Origin of the sequence: Komagataeibacter sp. FNDCF1 (assembly GCF_021295335.1) — a bacterium.
GTDB lineage: Bacteria > Pseudomonadota > Alphaproteobacteria > Acetobacterales > Acetobacteraceae > Komagataeibacter.
Genome location: NZ_JAIWOT010000001.1, coordinates 1,566,103 through 1,583,621 on the forward strand (window position 1 = coordinate 1,566,103; position 17,519 = coordinate 1,583,621).

Below are 17,519 nucleotides of genomic sequence, written 5' to 3' on the forward strand. Positions count from 1 at the left end.
TATCTCCCTTCATGCGGCCGGAACTGGCCGCATGAAGCCTTCCCGCCCCATTTGCGATCGCGGCAGCAAAGCGGGAACAGGGCATGAAAGGGCAGGACAGCCATGGCCCTGCCGCCGGTTACCCTGGACGGCAATTTTCGGGAACCGGCCATTCAATAGGGAAATGTTGCCTGCGAAGTTTTCCGCAGAATGCTTCAGGAAATACCGCTTTTTTTGAAGGAAGGCGGTATCCATGAAATTTTATCTTTATTTATCAGTGACCTGATCAGAAGCGTGCCCTGATGCCTAAAGGGGCCTGCCGCCATTCTGACGCACACACCGCAGGAAAAAGGCGTCCGCAGGGTCAGACTGCATTCATCTGCGCCCCCATATGCGCGGCCTCCGGCACGGCCATGCGGCCCTGACGGACCATCTGCCGCAGCAGGCAGACCACACCGGGCACGCAATTGCCGCACTGGGCGCGGCATCCCTTTGATTCATAAACTTCCTTTGGTCTTACAGCCCCGTTTTTCACGGCGGCTTCCACATCGGTGTCGGTCAGCATATTGCAGGAGCAGACAAACATTTATCCATCCCATTCATGATGTGCCCGCAGCATAATCACGAATGAGAACAAATCGCAATACAATTAATAATCATTCCTGACTCTTTCCTTCATCCCTCCCATACCTTCCGGACATTCCTGTTTTCATTACCGTTATGTTCGATAATATCATTACGAAATCTATCACGACCCACAGGGAGCATTTTCCCGGCACGGGCCGGACGCCTATGCTGGCGGCTGATGGTGCAGGTCTGTCCGTGCGCCGCCTGTTTTCATTTCCACGAGGATACCATGACCCGTTCCCCTCCCGCACCGATCAGCCATATCTTTGCCGCCCACGAATATTATGACATCAGGGCCGAGCTGGAAAAACGTCCCGGCGCCCTGCCCTGCACCCAGGTCGACACGTTCGCTCAGCTGGAGCAGATTGTGCCGGAGGCGGAAGTGCTGGTGGTGTCCATGCTGTGGCAAAACAGCCTGCTGGAACGCGCCCCCAAACTCCGGCTGATCCAGTCAATCAGTTCCGGCGTGGAACAGTTCGATCTGGACAGGCTGAAAGAACGCGGCATCCGCCTGTGCAACGCACGCGGCGCCAACGCATCCGCCGTAGCGGAACATGCGCTTGCACTCCTGCTCAATCTGGCACGGCGCCTGTATGAAGCACGCGACAACCAGAACAGGGCCCGCTGGTCCGGCACGGGAACGGACCAGCGCCCGCGCCTGCGTGAACTGACCGGCAGCACGGTCCTGATCATCGGCATGGGCAGCATCGGGGACCAACTGGCACGACTGTGCCTGGCATTGGGCCTGCAGGTCAGCGGCATGCGCCACAGCCCGCGCCCGCTTGATGTACCGGGCGTGACACAGGTCGATGCCGCTGGCCTGCATGCGGCCATAAGCCAGGCGGACTACATTGTCCTGACCTGCCCCCTGACGGAGCAGACTACCGGGCTGATGAACCAGGCCGCCTTTGCCGCCATGAAGCCCGATGCGTGCCTGATCAACGTCGCGCGCGGGCGCGTGGTGGAAGAAGCCGCACTGGTCGATGCCCTGCGCGCCGGGCGCATCCGTGGTGCCGCCATTGATACCTATGCCACCGAACCCCTGCCCCCGCAGTCCCCGCTCTGGACGCTTCCCAATCTGGTCATGACCAGCCATGTCGCGGGGGAGACACAGTTCTACGAACGCAATGTCGTTGATATCCTGCTCCAGAACATCACGGCCATCGAGACGGGGGGCACGCTGGTCAACCAGATCATCTGACATGGGGGTGCCCCGGCACCTGCCCGCACGGGGATGGAGCGGAACCGGTTCAGGATCGTGCCCCCCGCTCCACCATGGTGACAGCATCCGTGCGCACCATCATGTCTGCCCGCATATGAACGCGACGTTATTATTTCCGGCCTCTGGAAATAAAATGCAGATTGTATATACCTTTCAGCATGCGCCTGACCCTGCATACCGATTATGCCCTGAGAACACTGGTGTACCTGGGCGTCCATGCCGATCGCCTCGCCTCCATCCGTGAGGTTGCGCTTGTGTACGGCATTTCGGAAAACCATCTGGTCAAGATCATCCACAAGCTGGGACAGGGCGGCTTTGTCGAAACCATCCGGGGCCGCAACGGTGGCCTGCGGCTGGGCCGGCCCGCCACGTCCATCCTCATCGGGGATGTGGTGCGCCATACGGAAGAAGACCTGGCGCTGGTCGCCTGCATGCACCCCGCCGGGCGCTGCGACAGCGCGCGGAAAACCTGCATACTGGCCGATGCCTGCCATCTGCGCGGCGTGCTGGGGAAGGCGCTGGGGTCCTTTGTCGCGGTGCTCGATCGTTACACCCTTGCCGATGTCATAACGGACAGCGAACGCCTGCGCCTGCGTGCCCCCACCGCAATGTGAGCGGCATTGCCCGTTTCTGGCCATTGTATCAGCAGACGATCCATGCCCGGATGGGTCAGGCAGAAACCCCTTTGGCCTTCCCGCCATGGTCGCGGCGGGCGCGGCCGGGTGTTCAGTAACCCGGACCGTGGTCGCTCCATCTGCCGGCCACGCTTTTGCCCGGCGGCGCGGTTGATGGTAAATGAAACGATTCTTGCACGCGCGCCCGTGGAATATATAGTTGACGAAACTCTGAGGAATATACTGCTTATGGCTTACGCTACGACCAACCCTTACACCGGGGAAAAGCTGAAGACCTTCCCCGACGCCACGGATCAGGAAGTCGAGACCGCACTGACCGACGCCTATGATGCCTTCAAGGCCTGGCGTCACACCTCCTTTGCGGAACGTGCGAAGGTCATGACGGCCGCAGCTCAGATTCTGCGCCGCGATATCGACAAATACGCCAGGCTGATCACGCTGGAGATGGGCAAGATCTACGCCGAAGCCAAGGCGGAGACCATCCTTTCGGCTGAAATCTTTGAATACTACGCCGCCAAGGCCGAAGAACTGCTTGCCCCCGAAAAGCTGCCAGTCGCCAATGCGGCCGAAGGCGACGCCACACTGATCCACCAGCCGCAGGGCATTGTCTTCGCGGTCGAGCCGTGGAACTTCCCCTACTATCAGGTCGCCCGCATCATCGCGCCCCAGCTTTCCGCCGGGAATACGGTGCTGCTCAAGCATGCCTCCAACGTACCGCAGTGCGCCGCCGCCTTTGACACGCTGATGCAGGAAGCAGGGCTGCCCAAGGGTGCGTTCCGCAACCTGTATGCCGCACGCCACCATACCGGCGTGATCCTGAGCGACCCGCGCGTGTGCGGCGTGGCGCTGACCGGTTCCGAAGGGGCGGGCACCATCATCGCGGGCATCGCCGCCAAGGCGCTCAAGAAATCCACGATGGAGCTGGGTGGTTCCGACGCCTTCATCGTGCTGGATGACGCGGATCTGGAAAAGACCGTGAAATGGGCCGTGTTCGGCCGCCACTGGAATGCGGGCCAGGTGTGCGTCTCGGCCAAGCGTATCATCGTGGCGGATGCCATCTATGACCGATTTGTCGAGATGTACAAGAAGGGCGTTGCCGAACTGAAGGCTGGCGACCCGATGGACCCGGCCACCCAGCTTGCGCCCCTGTCCTCGCAGAAGGCCGCAGATGACCTGATGGCCCAGGTTGAGGAAGCGAAGAAGCACGGTGCGCATGTGGAAGTCATCGGCGCGCCGGTTCCGGAAAAGGGTGCCTTCTTCCGCCCCATGCTCATGACCAACCTGCACAAGGACAATGAAGCCCGGCTGTGGGAATTCTTTGGTCCCGTGACGCAGCTTTACCGCGCCAAGGACGATGCCGATGCCATCCGCATCGCCAATGATTCTCCCTATGGCCTGGGTGGTTCGGTGTTTACCAAGGACACCAAGCGCGGCGTGAAGGTTGCGGAGCAGATTTATACCGGCATGGTGTACGTCAACCATCCGACCATGGTTAAGGCCGACCTGCCGTTCGGTGGCGTGGCGCGTTCGGGCTACGGGCGTGAACTGATTGGCCTTGGCATCAAGGAATTCGTCAATCACAAGCTGATTGACGTTGTGGATATTGATGCGCCGTTCTGATCGGCAGCATCACCAGATCCGTAACGCCGGCCATTGACCCGACCCGGGCAATGGCCCATTCCGGTTCCCCGCCCTGGTGGCGGGGACCAGTCTGCTTTCCGCCATGCAATGCGTGCGGGATGCCCACGCCATGGTTCCATGAAAACCATCCGGATGGCGGCGTTTGATACACCGGGCCATGCCGTTCTTTTCATGACCTATGGGTGGAAAATATTTTCCGGTGCGAAAATGCGCCGTATCGTCCCCTCGATTCCAAGGTGACATCCATGGAACAGGCAGGCGATACACCCCACGCAGGGTAACAGGTAGATCCATAATGGATGGGGAACCGGCCCGCATTTACGCCCGACCATGACCCCGCCTGCACAGCCCACCATACAGCCGATCACGACTTCCAGCAGCGTATGTGCATGCAGCATCAGTCGCGTCTGGCCGATGACAAGCCCCACCGCCAGCACCGACGGCAGCATGAGGGCAGGAAACCGGGCAAACCATCCCTGTCCCATCATGAACAGCAGGCCGCCATATACCACACAGGCAGCCGCGACATGGCCACTGGGACTGATGATCGGCACATGGACGAACCATGCGTAGTACAGCCCCGCAATCTTGAGCAGCAGCATGAAGGCCAGCACCAGACTGGCCGTGAGCACCCACACGGCGGCCCCGCGCCACCAGCCACGCAGGAGCATGACAAGCCCTCCCACTGCCAGCACCGGCAGGATGACACCCTGATCCGCAAAATCGGTGATGAAACGCATCATGATGATAGGGCCACCCCGCCTGTCTGGCATGTCACACGTCCGGCCATCCAGGCCGCATGGCTGTCCCCTGCCAGGCTGCATGAGGCACAACCATGCCATGCCCGGTCATACCGGCGGGCGCGCATACCCTTTTGCGAATCAGCAGCAGGACAGGCAGGCATCCCGGAATATCCACTTCGGGATATTGATGTCCCGGCAGTCCCGCTACAGGACCGCCGGGCCGGGGCCATTTTATGGTGACTTGGGCAACTGCCTGCGCATTTTCTCCACCAGGTCGGGGGTCACGCCGTGATCCCCGCTGCCAAAGGTCGCGGTAACGTAATTGACCACGCTGGCAATTTCCGCGTTGCTCAGGCGCTGCACATCGGAATTCTGGTCAAAACCGGGCATATGGACATGCAGCCCGCCTGCCGTGCGGTCCACGCCACTCAGCACGGTCATGATCAGGTTATCCGGACGGGCGGAACCCACGGCCGAGTTATGGAACAGCGACGGCGCATAATGATCGCTGGTACCCGCCCCATCGGTGCCATGGCAGGCGGCACAGTTGGCGTCATATATATGGGCGCCATCCATTTCATCCAGCTTGTCAATACGGGTCAGTTCGCCACTGCGGATATCAGGCGCGTCCATCGCCTTGCCCGCCTGTTCACGCGGGGTGTGCTCGGCTTCGTCATCCTTTGCCGGCACCTGCAGGATGTAGGCGGCAAGCGCATGCAGGTCCGCATCGGTCAGGTGGCTGGTGCTGTGTTCCACCGCCTCTCCCATCGGGCCTGCGGCCTGGCTCAGGCCATCGACATGCCCGGTCCTGAGATACTGGACCAGGTTGTCCTCGCTCCAGTTTCCGATGCCCGCCGTCTTGCTGGACGTGATGTTGGGCGCGTACCAGCCCAGCAGCGACGCACCGGCAAGATAGCTGTCTTCCTTTTCGCTCAGCATGATGTTGCGTGGCGTGTGGCAGGTGCTGCAATGCGCCAGCGCGTTGGCCAGGTACTTGCCACGACGCATCTTGTCAAACGTGGCGGAATCCCCTGTTTCAGGCGGCACGCTGCCTGCAACCATGTTCCACGCCGCCATGGTTATGCGCAGGTTGGCGGGAAAGTTCAGTTCGGTCACGGGGGGTGATTCGGCCACCGGCTTCACCCCGTGCATGAACCATGCATACAGCGCCTTCACATCATCATCCGTCATGCCGGAATACGACACGTAGGGCATGGCGGGGTAGAGGCGGTTGCCGTCACGACGGATGCCGTGGCGCAGGCTCTTCTCGAAATCCTCTTCCGTATATCTGCCAATACCGTGCTCGGGATCGGGCGTGATGTTGGTGGTTATGACATCGCCCATGGGCGTGGTGATGCGCAGGCCACCGGCAAACGGCTTGCCACCGGGTGCCGTGTGGCAGGCCACGCAGTCGCCTGCCGTGGCAATATATTCCCCACGGGCCAGAAGATCGGCTGAAGGCTGGTCATCCGCCTGCGCGTGCAGGGGAGTCAGGGAGGCGAGTGCGGTGCCCGCGGTCAGGATCGACCACAGGATCTTGCGTGTCACATCAGGCATGAGCGAGTTCTTTTTTCAGCGTGTCGGCAACGCGCAGGGCAAGCGCCGCGACTGTCAGTGTGATATTGCCGGTTCCGACCGATGAAAAGACGGACGAACTCGCGATAAACAGGTTCTCGTGGTCATGCGTGCGGCAGAAGCCATCGACCACGGAATCCTTGGGGTCCGTGCCCATGATGGTGCTGCCCGCGGGATGGTCCTGCGGGAAGTAGCCCGGTGTCCACTGTTCGTCAGTACCATGCATGAGGCCGATGAGATCGCGGAACAGGCCACGCGTGTGCTCGCAGCTCTTAACCGTGTATTCCGGCAGCTTGTAATAGACTTCCGGATGCGGGATGCCCAGCACATCCTTGTGCGTGCTGCTGAGGGTAAGGCGGTTGTCCGGATCGGCCAGCCCTTCGTTATGGCTGAACAGCCGCACCGTATGGGACGCCAGATAGCGGATCTGCTCCTCCAGTTCCCGGCCGACATAGCCCTTGGAAATGGCAAGGGCGGTGGCAAGGTCCACCTGGTTGTCATCGACCATGTGCACGAGATAGGCCCCACGCTCCGTGCGCCAGTCGCCATCACGGAAATTGTCGATCACGTTGGTCTCGAGCGGGCCGCGACCGGGCCACAGCGCCTTGTCCCCGCTGATGAAGCTGACCTGCACGCCGGTATGGTCCATCATGTTGCGACCGACATGGCCGGAACTGTTGGCGATCCCCGTCGGGCTCTGCTCATCGGCGGAAACCAGCAGCAGCTTTGCCGTTTCGATGCAATGGGCGGCAATGACGAAGTATTTGCCGGTCACGCGGTGCGATCCCTTGTCGGGATCATAGTAATGCACGGCCGTCACGCGCTTGTTGGCGCTGTCACGCTCGATCTTGTACACGACCGCATTGGGCACGAACTTCGCCCCCGCCGCCTCAGCGTGATAGACCGAATAGCTGCCATTGTACATGGCACCGATCGGACAGATCGGCATGCAGTTGTTGTGGCCTTCGCATGTGGGCCGGTTATCATAGGGGCGGGTGTTGCGGGCCTGTGGTTCATGCACCACGCGGTAGGGCGTCTTCTCGCTGATCAGCTGGCGGAACTGGCGGGCTGCGTAGGAAATGGGCAGCGCCTCCATCGGGTAAGGCTGCCTGCGCGGGGAACCGAGATCCTCCTTGGCGGGGTCCGGGCCGCATACCCCCATCATCACCTCGGCCTGATAGTAGAACGGCTCCAGGTCATCATATTTCAGCGCCCAGTCACGCCCCTGGCCATAGCGGGTCTTCAGTTCGAAATCCGATGGCAGGTAACGCCACGCGCAACCCGCCCAGTGCCATGTCGTGCCACCCATCATGCGCAGATAGACCTGCTGGTAGGCTTCGGCATCCGGGCCGGTCGTGTGCAGGTAATCGTTCGGCGTGATCTGGTTGGGGGGATGCTCCGCCCACGGCACGCACGGGAACGGCTCCTGATAGGATGGCTTGTTTTCCAGATTGCGGAAGTTCTCGACAAAATGCTGGCGGTCAACGCGCGGCCCCGCCTCAAGCACGATGACGGAAATGCCCGCGCGCGCCAGTTCATTGGCAATGGAACTGCCGGCAACGCCGGAACCGACGATCACGACGTCGGCGGAAAGTTCTTGGTCGGAAGGCATGGAGGATGCTCCGGTAATATCAGGTGGGTTCTATAATGAATTTTGAAGGCGACAGGGCCGCCTTGCCGGTGGGCACCGCCACTTCCGGCGGGGTCTGGGTCCAGTAGAACGGACCGCCTGCCGCATATGTCTTGGGATAGATGGCGTCCTTGGTGATGTCGAACATCAGCGCGGAGCGGTAGACCACCACCTTATGGTCGGCCAGCCCGCGGTACCAGCCGGTCATGATGTCATGGACGACATCCTTGAACACGGGGTCCGCGTGTTCGGCGGCGGCGGCCAGTTCGCTGGCCGTGCCGAAGGTACCGCCGGTCATGATGTCATGCAGCTTGCGGATATGCTCACGCCGTTCCGGCACGGCATGCACGATGCCCGCGTAAAGCGCCTGGCCAATGCGGGCATCCAGCGTATCGCGGTCGGTCAGGCGCTGCGAGAGCGCCATGAACAGCGCGACCTCCGCATCCCCCCCCGTGCCTGCTGGCGCCGGGTCGGCGGCCAGGCCCCGGCCCGCCCCGACGGTCACGGCCGTAGCCCCCATGGCGCCCAGCAGCACGTCACGGCGCGACATGCGCAACATTCGGTTCAGCCGGGCCGTATTGGGGGTGGAAAGATGAATACTGGCGGGAAAACGGGGCCGGTCTGCAGCCATCTGGCGTTGCCTCTCATGCACGTTGGTCCAGCAGGGATGCCGGGGGATACAGGCATGGCCATGCAGGATGCAATAATGCAACCACCGATACCGTTACTCAACGCGGTCCCGCAACCTTTTATATCCCTATATTAACGTATGGCAGCCTTACGTTTATTGAACATAATATCCGTAACGGGCATAATTGACATGTTTTGAAAAATATATTCCCAATATAAATTACAGAAAACTGCCAGAAATCATGCGCAAAACACCATGCGGGCAGGACCAGTTCCGGATAGCCCGAGTAAATCATGACCAGAAAAACCCTGAAAATCTGCGGTTTCCTGTATGGGTATGCGATTCATTTCCGGTCATGGCGTTGTTATTACGCTTTTTTGACGCATATTTATGGAAAACAATTTAATTTATCTAATTTCTTAAATTTACTTATTTATTAAAAACATCTATCCGGATGCAAATGGAAAAATCGTATTACTCCTCCCCTGCCCTTCCTATTATTTCCAGACAGACATTCTATTCTATCATTCCACCGGGTCAGGATGTCACAAATCTTTCATATACCAGACGCCCGGCAGGGGGCGACAGCAATCCGAACCTGCGCTAGGCTGGCTTGCGGCATATCCGTTTGATCATGCATCCCGCACGTCGCCATCCCCGCAACCCTTGTAGCAGGACGTCCTTCCTCCACCCGGGACCGGGGTATCTGGCCACCAGTCAGTCCATTCCATGCACGCCATACGGCAGGGCCGGTGCCTTGCGCCACTGCGTGGCCCTGCCCCCTGAAGGAAAAGATCACAGGCCCATGCTGACACGCCGAAAGGCCCTGACAGGCACCCTGCTGGGGATGACCCTTCTTGCCAACCGCCAGGCCAGGGGGGCGCCGTCGCTTGTACCGCAGCCCCTGCTCATGGCGCATCGCGGGGCCTCCGCATTGCGGCCCGAGCACACGCTTGCAGCCTATGCCCGGGCCATCATGGATGGTGCCGACTATATCGAACCCGATCTGGTACCGACCCGGGACGGGGTGCTGGTCTGCCGGCATGAAAGCAATATCGCCGGAACCACCGATGTCGCCACCCGTCCGGAGTTCGCCAGCCGCCGGCGCACGCTGAAAATCGACGGAGAGGACGAGACAGGCTGGTTCACCACCGATTTCACGCTTGCTGAACTCAAGACCCTCCGTGCCCGTGAGCGACTGCCTGACATACGCCCCCATAACACACGCTATGACGGGCATTTCGATATTCCGACCTTTGAAGAAGTCATTGATTTCGTGGCAGCATTATCGGCCACGCTGTCCAGCCAGCAGGGGCGCGTGATCGGGCTGATACCCGAGATCAAGAACTCCACCCATTTCCACAGGCTGGGCCTGGCGCCTGAAGACATATTCCTGCGCACCATCGCCGCGCATGAATACACACGCTCCTGCCCGCTGGAAATCCAGTCCTTCGAGACCGCCAATCTGCGCACGCTGTATGGCAGGGTAAAGGCCATCAACCCGCAGGCGCGCATCATGCTGCTGATGGGGGAACGCAGCGATATCGTGCCGGATACGCTGGCATCGGGCAGGACGTTGAAATTTGGTGATCTCATGACGGTCGAGGGGCTGCGTGGCGTGCGGCAGTATGCCGATGTGATCGGCCCCTCCAACACGGACATCATTCCGCGCGACGCATCGGGCGCGTGGCTTGAACCCACGACACTGATTGATGACGCGCACCGCGCGGGGCTACTGGTCCATTCCTATACCTTCCGGCCGGAAAACCATTTCCTGCCCGCGCAACTGCGTAACGGGGATGGTGACAGTGCCCGGAACCCGCACGGTTCCATTGCCGAGATCCGGCGCTCCCTCGACCTGGGGCTGGATGGTTTCTTTACCGATGACCCGGCCATTGGCCGCCTGGCGCTGCGGAACTGAAGCCCGGCGCGGCAATACCCGGGCCATGCGCCCCCCGACACGTGGAAAAACCGCCCGGCATGGCCTGCGCCCGCCCTGCCGGGTCATACATCCCGCAGGCCAGCCGCCCGTCACGCCAGGCCGGTCGTTCCCCATCAGTCACCTCCGGCCATGTGGTCTTTACTGCCGGGCGGGCTGCCGGCGCACGATCCGCGTGGCGATGATCATGACGGACAGCGTGATGCCCCATGCAAGGAGCTGGATGCCCATGGGCCGGTCCGAATAGCCAAACAGCGCCTTGGCCGCGCGGCCCGCCATGCTGCCATCGGACAGCAGCCACGACGTATCCCATATTTCATAACCAAGGGCGGGCAGCAGGTCATCGCCCGCCAGCAGGGCTGCCGCCTGGCTGGCCATGCCCGCGGCTAGAAAGGCGATCAGCAGCCCGGTCACGGCAAACAGCCGGTGCAGCGGGATCACGATCAGCCCGCGATACAGCAGCCACGACAGCGCTGCCCCCGCAAGGATACCCAGCGCGCCACCACCAAGCATGGCCAGCGGCCCGGAATGGGTGGATACGGCAATACCGTACAGGAACAGCACGACCTCCATCCCCTCCCGCAGAACGGCCACGGCAACCACCACCGCCATGGCGGCAAGCGAACGCTCGCCAGAAGCGACTTCCGCCCCCAGCGCCTTCATGTCGCCTGCCATCTCACGACCGTGGCGGGTCATCCAGATCATATGCCACCCCAGCATGAGCACGGCGAGGCACAGGATGGTGGCGGAAAAAACGTCCTGCCCGTTGCCCGACAGAGCCGCCGACAGGCTCCCGGCAAAAACCGCGACAATCGCCGCCCCCACCACACCGGCGGCAATGCCACCGGCCACCCAGCGCCCACGCCCCGGAATGCCCTGCGTCGCCGCCAGCACGATTCCGACAACAAGGCCTGCTTCCATGACTTCACGGAAAACGATCAGCAGACTTCCCAGCATGTTCAGGGCTCCTGCGTTACGGTTACGGTACCCGTTGCCTGATCGGGATGATAGTCATCGAAGAACTTGTAGGTGCCGGGATGCAGCGGGCCTGCATGCACCGTGATCGTGCCGCCCTGGACCACGATCTTCTCGAATTTCAGGTCGTAGCTCTCGAATTCGTCCGTCGTGTCGTCATGGTTGTCCAGCACGATCAGGAAACGCTGCCCGGCGGGAACGCTGAAATGGTCCGGCGTGAAATGGTGGTCGCGCACTTCCAGATGCACCGGATCCTGGGCGCGGGCATGCGGCATGAAAATGCATGCGGCAAGGCAGAGGGTGAGGACAACACTTACATGACGCATGCGGGACACTCCTGTCATACCGCACATAATATGCGACTAATTATTACTGTCAATTTCTGGCATGATCATGCCGGACCTGCTTGCCCACGCTGGGCGCGCACGGTCCGGCAATCACGACAGGAATGTACCGCCGCCTGCTGACCAGTCCCGCAATCAGCAATCAGCAGCCTGTTCAGTCTTTCGCATCAGACGGACGGAGAACAGCCCCGTGCACTGCGCCGGTCGTGCTGGCCTGCGTTCGCAACATCGACAACCTTGGCGCCATGGCCGGTGCGGTCGCGCGCAGTGCACAGAAACATGCTGGCCTGAACATCCTGCCCGAATACTGCCCCCGATGTGACCGATGCGCCGCCGGGCGCATCTCGCCGCAATGGCCGGGCGGACGGGTTCGATCCGGATGGATTACGGGACCACGCCCGCGCCGTGCACGAACGGATTGGCCTGCAACCCTGCGCCCGGCCATGCCTTAACTTCCTGTTATCGGAGCCGTGGTGCCGGAATGCGGGGAAAGCAGACATCTTCGCCAGCCTTCCAGCACGACCCCATGTCACACGCTTCCATGTCGTACCCGTATGAAAAAGGCTGCCCCATGCTGACCGTGCATCATCTGGACAATTCCCGTTCGCAACGGATCCTGTGGCTACTCGAAGAACTGGAACTGCCTTACGATATCCATTTCTACAGACGCGACCCGAAAACCATGCAGGCCCCGCAATCCCTGCGCCGCATCCACCCGCTGGGCAAGGCCCCTATCCTGACCGACACGGATGGCGACGTGACGCTGGCTGAAAGCGGGGCCATCATCGAATACATCCTGGCAAAATACGGCAATGGCCGGCTGGCGCCCGAACCGGGCACGCCCGCGCATACGCGCTTCATCTACTGGCTGCATTATGCCGAAGGCTCCGCCATGCCGCCGCTGCTGCTCAAGCTGGTCTTCGGCCTGCTGCCAGGCCGCGTGCCGTGGCCGCTTCGCCCCTTTGCCGCGCTGATTGCAAAGGGCGCGCAGACACAGGTCATCAACCCGCAGGTCAGGCTGCACATGGATTACTGGGAACAGACGCTGGCGGCCAGCGAATGGTTCGCGGGCCCCGAATTCACCGCCGCCGACATCCAGATGAGCTTCCCGCTCGAAGCCGCCGCCGCCCGGGCCGGCGCGCTGACCGGTCGCCCCCATATCGGCCCGTTCCTGCGCCGCATCCATGCGCGACCGGCCTACCAGCGCGCCCTTGTCCGTGGTGGTTCCTACAGCTTCGCCACGGCGGGCAACACCACACCGGGCTGATTATTATCCCCTCCGGCCGGGACGGCGCACCGCCGCACCGCAATCATGCTGCCCATGCCCCGGTTTACGCGGCAGGGCCGTTTGTATTAAGTGCGCCGACAGTTCCAGCCCCAGAGGATCCATGATTCGTCTCGACAGCATCAGCAAGCATAACGGCCAGCGCCTGGTCTTTATCGAGGCATCCGCCGCCCTGCAGAAGGGGGAAAAGATCGGGCTGGTCGGCCCCAATGGTGCGGGCAAGACCACGCTTTTCCGCATGATCACGGGGCAGGAAGAACCCGATGAGGGCCAGATCCTGGTTGATCGTGGCACAACCATCGGCTTCTTCAGCCAGGACGTGGGCGAGATGACGGGCCGCAGCGCCGTGGCCGAGGTCATGGAAGGCGCGGGGGCGGTATCGGAAGTGGCCCGCGAACTCGCCACGCTGGAAAACGCGCTGGCCGACCCCGAGCAGGCCGACCGGCTCGAGGAAATCCTTGAACGCTTTGGCGAGGTGCAGGCCCGCTTCGAGGAACTGGGCGGCTACGCGCTGGACAGCAGGGCGCGCGAGGTGCTGCATGGCCTGGGTTTCAGCCAGGACATGATGGATGGGGATGTCAGCCGCCTGTCGGGCGGGTGGAAGATGCGCGTGGCGCTGGGCCGCATCCTGCTCATGCGCCCCGACGTGATGCTGCTGGATGAACCAAGCAACCATCTGGATCTGGAAAGCCTGATCTGGCTGGAGCAGTTTCTGGCAGGCTATGACGGCGCGCTGCTCATGACATCGCATGACCGGGCGTTCATGAACCGGGTCATCAACAAGGTGATCGAGATTGATGGCGGCGGCCTGACCAGTTTCTCGGGTGATTACGAGTTCTATGAACAGCAGCGCGCCCAGAACGAGAAGCAGCAGCAGGCCCAGTTCGAACGCCAGCAGGCGGCACTGGCCAAGGAAATCAACTTCATCGAACGCTTCAAGGCCCGCGCCTCGCACGCAGCCCAGGTGCAGAGCCGGGTCAAGAAGCTGGAAAAGATCGACCGCGTGGAGCCCCCCAAGCGGCGGCAGGCGGTCAGCTTCGAGTTCCAGCCCGCCCCCCGCTCGGGCGAGGACGTGGTCAGGCTGCGTGGCGTGGACAAGCGTTACGGCAGCCGCGTGATCTACCACGATCTTGACCTGCTGGTGCGCCGCAGGGAACGGTGCTGCATCCTTGGCGTCAATGGCGCGGGCAAGTCCACCCTGCTCAAGCTGGTAACCGGCACGACCGAACCCGATGCCGGCACGGTCACGCTGGGAGGCAGCGTGAAGATGGGCTATTTCGCCCAGCACGCCATGGATCTGCTGGATGGCGGCCGCACGGTGTTCGAGACGCTGGACGATGCCTTCCCGCTGGCCAGCCAGGGTTCGCTGCGGGCGCTTGCGGGCAGCTTCGGGTTTTCGGGCGATGAGGTGGAAAAAAGCTGCCGCGTACTTTCGGGTGGTGAGAAGGCACGGCTGGTCATGGCGCTCATGCTGTTCGACCCGCCCAATTTTCTGGTGCTGGATGAACCGACCAACCATCTGGACATCGCCACCAAGGAAATGCTGATCACCGCCCTTGCACGGTACGAAGGCACCATGCTGTTCGTTTCGCATGACCGGCATTTCCTCTCCGCCCTGTCCAACCGGGTGCTGGAACTGACACCGGACGGCATTCACCAGTATGATGGTGGCTATACGGAATATGTTGCCCGCACCGGGCAGGAAGCACCGGGGCTGCATGCCTGAATACAGGCAGGGGGACGGTTCTGGCCGTTATGCAGGAAAATCCTGCCATGCCTGATGATATCACCTTGATAATACCATAGGGGGGTATAACGTCCGGACGATGTGCAGACGGAGCGGACCCATGCCCCAGACCCTTGCTTTCCCTGTTGGCGGCATGTCATGCGCCGCCTGCGCCGCACGTATCGAAAAGGTCCTGAACCGGCAGGCAGGGGTGCATGCCACCGCCAACCTTGCCACCGGGCACGTGCAGGTGACGCTGGACACACCTGACGCTACACCGGAAAACGTGGTCGCAGCCATCCGCAGGGCCGGATTTACGGTGGGGGAACAGGCCATCGACCTGTCCATAACCGGCATGTCATGCGCGGCCTGCGCGGCCCGGATCGAGAAAGTGCTGGGCCGCCTGCCCCTGACACACGTCAGTGTCAATCTTGCCACCGGGCGTGCGCATGTCGTTTTCGTGCCTGGCGTGACCGATGCCGCAACCCTGATCGCCCGTATTGAAAAGGCGGGCTACGGCGCGAAACCCGTTGAGGATATGCCACAGGTCGACCCCCGCGCGGCACGCATGCGGGAATGGCGCGCTGCATGCCGCCAGTTTGGCCTGACGCTTGTGCTGTCGCTTCCCTTCTGGGTCCAGATGGTGCTGATGCTGGCAGGCTCCATGCGCATGATGCCCGGCTGGCTGCAATGGATGCTGGCAACGCCCGTGCAGTTCTACTGCGCGCGGCAGATGTACCAGCGCGCATGGCATGCGCTGCGCGGTGGCGGGGCGAACATGGATGTACTGGTCGTGCTGGGCACCGGTATCGCCTATGGCTTCAGTGCGGTCGTGATCATGCTGGGCCTGCGCCAGCCGGTTTACTTCGAGGCCAGTGTCACGATCATCACACTGATCTCGCTGGGCAGGCTCATGGAAAACCGTGCACGGAACCAGACTGGCGCGGGTCTGGAAAGCCTTCTGCGGCTGCAGCCCCGGCTTGCCCATGTGCAGGTCGGGAATACCGTTGTGGACCGGCCCGTGGCTGATATGCGCGTGGGCGATGTGTTCCTTGTCCGCCCCGGCGAGAACATTCCGGTCGATGGCACGGTCACGCAGGGCGCATCGGATGTCAACGAAGCCATGCTGACGGGTGAGAGCCTGCCCGTGCTCAAGCAGCCGGGCAGCACAATCTTTGGCGGCACAACCAATACCACGGGCGCATTGCGCGCAACAGCCACCGGCGTGGGCCGCGACACGGCGCTGGCCCATATCGTGCGGATGGTGGAGCAGGCCCAGGGGTCGAAGGCCGCGGTGCAGCGGCTGGTGGACAGGATATCCAGCATCTTCGTGCCGACCGTACTGGCCATCGCGCTTGTGACCCTTTTGGCAGGGTGGTTTGTTACCGGCAATGCGGGGTGGAGCATCGTCTCCGCCGTATCGGTTCTGGTGATCGCCTGCCCGTGCTCGCTGGGTCTTGCAACGCCTACGGCCATCATGGTGGGCACCGGACTGGGTGCGCGGGCGGGCATCCTGTTCCGCAACGCCGATGCGCTGGAACAGGCACAGAAGCTGACCACCCTGATCATGGACAAGACCGGCACGCTGACACAGGGCAGGCCGGATGTGAGCGATGTCCTGCCCATGCCCGGGGTTACGGAACATGCCCTGCTGGCCACGGCGCATGCGCTGGAACACAATTCCGAACACCCGCTGGCCCGCGCCATCGTGGCGCATGCGCTGGCAGGTGGCGTGGCCGCGGCCCCCGCAACGGATTTTACCGCCATACCGGGCATGGGGGTTACCGCGCGGATTAGCGGCGTGACGGCGTGCCTTGGCTCACCCCGCTTCCTGGCGGACAGCAATGTCGTGCAGGACACCACCCTGACCGACCGGCTGGAACAGGAAGGCAAGACCACGATTGGTGTCGCCATGGATGGGCGGCTCATGGGTTACATCGCCCTGTCCGACCGGCTGCGCCCCGATGCGGCAGCAACCGTCAGCATGCTCAGGGCCGCCGGGATCAGGGTCATCATGCTGACGGGTGACAACGCGCGTACGGCCCGGGTGGTGGCCCGCCAGGTGGGGGTGGATGACTACCGCGCGGGCGTGCTGCCAGCCGACAAGGCGCAGGCGGTCACGAAATACCGCGCCGGAAACGCCGTGGTCGGCATGGTGGGGGATGGGATAAACGACGCCCCCGCGCTGGCGGCGGCGGATGTCGGCTTCGCCATCGGGGGCGGGGCCGCCATTGCGCTGGATACCGCCGACATCATCCTGATGCGTAGCGAACTGGCCAGTGTGCCGGATGCCATTGCCCTCTCGCGCGCAACGATCGCCAAGATCCGCCAGAACCTGTTCTTTGCCTTCATCTACAACATTCTCGGCCTGCCGCTGGCGGCTTTCGGGCTGCTCAACCCGATTGTGGCAGGGGCCGCCATGGCCATGAGTTCCGTATCCGTTGTCTGCAACTCGCTCCTGCTCAACCGCTGGAAACCACGCTCCCGCCCCGTTGCCTGAACTCCGGACCGGCGCCGGTTTCACGGCCCGGCGGGCATGCGTGGCATTGGCCACCCCAGGCTGGTAT

At 62.0% G+C, this 17,519-nt stretch carries 15 protein-coding genes; 7 read left to right on the forward strand and 8 right to left on the reverse strand.

Going from position 1 to position 17,519, the window contains the following annotated elements; genetic code table 11:
* Positions 1-9 precede the first annotated feature (9 nt).
* Complete coding sequence (locus tag LDL32_RS07420) at positions 10-234, reverse strand: hypothetical protein (protein ID WP_233065670.1); 225 nt, start codon at positions 232-234, stop codon at positions 10-12.
* Positions 235-343: 109 nt separating this feature from the next.
* The gene (locus LDL32_RS07425) at positions 344-565 is read right to left on the reverse strand and encodes a bacterioferritin-associated ferredoxin (RefSeq protein ID WP_233065672.1); all 222 of its coding nucleotides are present in this window, start codon (positions 563-565) and stop codon (positions 344-346) included.
* A 270-nt stretch (positions 566-835) separates the two neighbouring features.
* Between LDL32_RS07425 and LDL32_RS07430 the strand changes: the two genes are divergently transcribed.
* From LDL32_RS07430 to LDL32_RS07440, 3 genes are all read left to right on the forward strand, one after another.
* Positions 836-1,807: a D-2-hydroxyacid dehydrogenase gene (locus LDL32_RS07430; RefSeq protein WP_233065674.1), complete on the forward strand. Its 972-nt coding sequence runs from the start codon at positions 836-838 to the stop codon at positions 1,805-1,807.
* A 179-nt stretch (positions 1,808-1,986) separates the two neighbouring features.
* Positions 1,987-2,442, forward strand: a complete 456-nt coding sequence (locus LDL32_RS07435) for an Rrf2 family transcriptional regulator (protein WP_233065676.1) — start codon at positions 1,987-1,989, stop codon at positions 2,440-2,442.
* 249 nt (positions 2,443-2,691) lie between these two features.
* Positions 2,692-4,083 carry an NAD-dependent succinate-semialdehyde dehydrogenase gene (locus LDL32_RS07440; protein WP_233065678.1) on the forward strand — a complete coding sequence of 464 codons (1,392 nt, stop codon included), beginning with the start codon at positions 2,692-2,694 and terminating at the stop codon, positions 4,081-4,083.
* Between the two features lie 197 nt (positions 4,084-4,280).
* On the opposite strand, the gene LDL32_RS07445 is transcribed toward LDL32_RS07440, so the two are convergent.
* From LDL32_RS07445 to LDL32_RS07460, 4 genes are all read right to left on the reverse strand, one after another.
* Entirely contained in the window at positions 4,281-4,847 is a 567-nt protein-coding gene (locus LDL32_RS07445) for a phosphatase PAP2 family protein (protein ID WP_233065680.1), read from the reverse strand.
* 231 nt (positions 4,848-5,078) lie between these two features.
* Positions 5,079-6,404, reverse strand: coding sequence for a cytochrome c (locus tag LDL32_RS07450; RefSeq protein WP_233065682.1), 1,326 nt, complete (start codon positions 6,402-6,404; stop codon positions 5,079-5,081).
* Positions 6,397-8,034 (reverse strand): GMC family oxidoreductase, encoded by a 1,638-nt coding sequence (locus tag LDL32_RS07455; RefSeq protein WP_233065684.1) that lies wholly within the window; start codon positions 8,032-8,034, stop codon positions 6,397-6,399. Before LDL32_RS07455 ends, LDL32_RS07450 begins: the two co-directional genes overlap by 8 nt.
* Positions 8,035-8,053: 19 nt before the next feature.
* Positions 8,054-8,683, reverse strand: a complete 630-nt coding sequence (locus LDL32_RS07460) for a sorbitol dehydrogenase family protein (protein WP_233065686.1) — start codon at positions 8,681-8,683, stop codon at positions 8,054-8,056.
* Positions 8,684-9,488: 805 nt separating this feature from the next.
* On the opposite strand from LDL32_RS07460, the gene LDL32_RS07465 reads away from it, so the two are divergent.
* Positions 9,489-10,604, forward strand: a complete 1,116-nt coding sequence (locus tag LDL32_RS07465; RefSeq protein ID WP_233065688.1) for a glycerophosphodiester phosphodiesterase — start codon at positions 9,489-9,491, stop codon at positions 10,602-10,604.
* A gap of 159 nt (positions 10,605-10,763) precedes the next feature.
* Here LDL32_RS07465 and LDL32_RS07470 read toward each other — a convergent pair whose 3' ends face one another.
* Complete coding sequence (locus LDL32_RS07470) at positions 10,764-11,579, reverse strand: FTR1 family protein (RefSeq protein ID WP_233065690.1); 816 nt, start codon at positions 11,577-11,579, stop codon at positions 10,764-10,766.
* Between the two features lie 2 nt (positions 11,580-11,581).
* Positions 11,582-11,923, reverse strand: a complete 342-nt coding sequence (locus LDL32_RS07475; RefSeq protein ID WP_255673791.1) for a cupredoxin domain-containing protein — start codon at positions 11,921-11,923, stop codon at positions 11,582-11,584.
* A 589-nt stretch (positions 11,924-12,512) separates the two neighbouring features.
* Between LDL32_RS07475 and LDL32_RS07480 the strand changes: the two genes are divergently transcribed.
* From LDL32_RS07480 to LDL32_RS07490, 3 genes are all read left to right on the forward strand, one after another.
* Positions 12,513-13,208: a glutathione S-transferase gene (locus LDL32_RS07480; protein ID WP_233065692.1), complete on the forward strand. Its 696-nt coding sequence runs from the start codon at positions 12,513-12,515 to the stop codon at positions 13,206-13,208.
* A gap of 121 nt (positions 13,209-13,329) precedes the next feature.
* Positions 13,330-14,952, forward strand: coding sequence for an ABC-F family ATP-binding cassette domain-containing protein (locus LDL32_RS07485; protein ID WP_233065694.1), 1,623 nt, complete (start codon positions 13,330-13,332; stop codon positions 14,950-14,952).
* A gap of 121 nt (positions 14,953-15,073) precedes the next feature.
* On the forward strand, positions 15,074-17,452 hold the full coding sequence (locus tag LDL32_RS07490) for a heavy metal translocating P-type ATPase (RefSeq protein WP_233065696.1): 2,379 nt from the start codon (positions 15,074-15,076) through the stop codon (positions 17,450-17,452).
* Positions 17,453-17,519 lie beyond the last annotated feature (67 nt).